General features: G+C 61.9%; 2 protein-coding genes and 1 pseudogene. All 3 read right to left on the minus strand.

The window, feature by feature from the left end; genetic code table 11:
• Nucleotides 1-413: pseudogene (locus GX543_RS08145) on the minus strand (ABC transporter permease); the annotation flags it as partial.
• Nucleotides 414-551: 138 nt separating this feature from the next.
• Nucleotides 552-1,733 (minus strand): extracellular solute-binding protein, encoded by a 1,182-nt coding sequence (locus tag GX543_RS08150; RefSeq protein ID WP_290851158.1) that lies wholly within the window; start codon nucleotides 1,731-1,733, stop codon nucleotides 552-554.
• Between the two features lie 58 nt (nucleotides 1,734-1,791).
• A partial coding sequence (locus GX543_RS08155; protein WP_290851159.1) for a TOBE domain-containing protein occupies nucleotides 1,792-2,152 on the minus strand: 361 nt, incomplete at its 5' end.

Genomic DNA, 2,152 nt, shown 5'->3' on the forward strand with positions numbered 1-2,152 from the left:
ATCTTGACGAGGTAACCGGCCCACAGTGGCACGGTGACGGCAACAGCCAGGAGGTTGCGAAGCCACGGCTTGGCGAGTTTCGCCATGAAGATTGCAAGCGGCACCGAGAAGATGGCGCAGATGATGGTGACGGCTGCTGCAATACCGAAGGTGCGCACGGCTGCGGCAAAGTAGGCCGGCACGGTGAAGATGCTCGCGAAGTTATCGAGCGTGAAGCCCGGCTTCACCTTCGAAGTGAAGGGGTCGGTCAGCCAGAACGCGGTGAGGAGCATCAGCGCGAGCGACAGAATGTAGACACCCACCAGCCACACCATGGGCAGGGTCAGCAGTGACGCGAGACGCCCCTTCGGGTGCCGGTGTAGGGCTGACGACAGCGGCTTTGGCTTGCTGGTGAACGAGAGCTGGGTGGCCACGGCGTTCCTCATCTGGTGCGATTGGCGGGTGAGTGGGGGTGGGGCGAGCTTTGCCCCGCTTGGGGGCGGTGGTGACCCCCGCGAAGCTGTGGCTCTTGTGGCCACTGCTGCGGTGCGAGGATCACCACCGCTGGGTGCTTATCCCTTGACGGTCAACCAGGCGTCGGTCCACTGCTGGAAGTTGGTGCAGGTGACGTCGGTGCGCCCGTCGATGCACTGCTCGATCGGGGTGGTCCAGAACCACACATTCGAGAAGTACTCTTCGTCGGTTGCGTTGAAGAGCTCACAGTGTGCGGCTGCTTCTTCGCTGGTCTCGCAGAATGCGGCGTTGGCCGGAGCCATGCCGAAGTTCATTGCGATCGCGCCGTTGACCTCAGGGGTTGAGGTGTAGTCCATCCACGCGTAGGCGCAGTTGGGGTTCGCTGACTTCGAGGAGAGCATCCACGCATCTGACCAGCCGGTCGAGCCTTCAACGGGGAGGGTGCCCTGCAGTGAGGGGTTCTCGCTGAGCTTGCGCAGCACTTCCCATGAGGTGCCGACGACCACGTCGCCGCCGTTAAATGCGGTGATCTGCTTTACCGGATCAGCCCAGTAGTCGCCGATGATGGCGTTCTGCCGCTTCAGCAGGTCGATTGCGGCAGCGAGCTGCTCCTCGTCGAGCGCGTAGGGGTTGGTGATGCCGAGCTCAGGCTGGTGGTGCATGAGGTAGACCGCTGCGTCAGCGATGTAGATCGGTGCATCGTACCCGATGATCTTGCCGGCGTAGGGTGAGTCTGCTTCCCAGACGACATCCCAGCTGGTGACGTCGCCCTCAACCACAGTGTCGTTGTACTGCAGGATGTTGGCGCCGCGACCAATCGGCACCCCGTAGGAGAGACCATTCAAGGTGTCGTAGATCTGACCCTTCATGCCCGGCACAATGTCGTCGCCGAAGTTCGGAATGAGCTCGGGGTTCAACGGCTGCACATCGCCGCCGACGATGAGACGCAGGCTGGCATCGCCCGACGCTGAGACGAGGTCATAGTTGCCGGTGCGCATCAGCTGCACCATTTCGTCTGAGGTACCTGCAATCTTGCGGTTGACGGTGCAGCCGGTCTCTTCCGTGAACGTATCTGCCCATGCCGGCTCGACGAAGCCTGACCAAGCCACAATGTTGACCTCGTCTTCGAACTCGCCGAGCTCTTCAATCATGGGAATATCGGGAACGTCAATTTTCAGTTCTCCGCTCCCGGCGTCGTCCGAGCCTGCGCTCGAACAGCCTGTGAGCACCAGTGCGAAAGCCGCTGCTGCTGCGGCCGGCACTGCCAGCATTTTCTTCATCGCTACTCCTTTGTGATGGTTCGCCCGGATGGGCGGTGAAGGTAAAGGTGGTAAGGCTTTATGGAATGGGCACGTTCATCGGGTTCGCGTCGAGGTCAGGGTCAACCTCATCGTTTGCCTCGCTGACGGCGCGAGGCGCCTCGCTTGCCACGATCGGCATTGCATGGTCGCGCTGAAACTGCACGGCCACCCGGTCGCCCCTGCTGACGCTTGGTTCGGTGCGGGGAGTGTGCGTGTTCTGTTTCTCGACGATGAATCGCACGCCTGGCTCCCCGCCCTGACCTTCCGTGTCAACGAGGTAGCGGGTATGAGCACCTGCGTAGACCGTCTCGGCGACGACCCCCGGCACGGTGACGGTGCCGTCGGTTTCGTTCGCAGTGTTTTCTTCGGTCGTTCCCGTGGCCGTAGCGGTGGGGCCA

The sequence above is a fragment of the Gordonia sp. (in: high G+C Gram-positive bacteria) genome, assembly GCF_012515855.1.
Classification (GTDB): domain Bacteria; phylum Actinomycetota; class Actinomycetes; order Mycobacteriales; family Mycobacteriaceae; genus Gordonia.